This window comes from Tepidiphilus sp. HLB4, from assembly GCF_054823945.1.
The window spans coordinates 1-470 of the sequence record NZ_JSYB01000050.1; the positions used below are offsets into that span (position 1 = coordinate 1).

The following is a 470-nucleotide window of genomic DNA, read 5'->3' on the forward strand; positions in this document are numbered from 1 at the left end:
CCCGACCTCACGGCGCTGCTGGCCGCGAGCCACACGGTGGGCCAGGCGCTCAAGCCGGGCGATCTCGTCATCTACGAATCCACCGTCTATCCCGGCTGCACCGAAGAAGACTGCGTGCCGGTGCTCGAGCGCGCCTCGGGCCTCGTCTTCAACCGCGACTTCACCGTCGGCTACAGCCCCGAGCGCATCAACCCCGGCGACCCCGAGCACCGCCTGCCCACCATCAAGAAAGTCACCTCCGGCTCCACGCCCGAAGCCGCCGAGCGCGTCGACGCCCTCTACCGCGAAATCATCACCGCCGGCACGCACAAAGCCCCCAGCATCCGCGTGGCCGAAGCCGCCAAGGTGATCGAAAACACCCAGCGCGACGTCAACATCGCGCTGATCAACGAACTCGCCATCCTCTTCGATCGGCTCGGCCTCGACACCCAGGCCGTGCTGGAAGCGGCCGGCACCAAGTGGAACTTCCT

The 470-nt window shown here is 67.2% G+C and carries 1 protein-coding gene; it reads left to right on the plus strand.

Annotation, left to right across the window (positions count from 1 at the left end; genetic code table 11):
* Positions 1 to 470: nucleotide sugar dehydrogenase (locus OA56_RS08525; protein WP_461584647.1), on the plus strand; the 470-nt coding region annotated here is incomplete at both ends.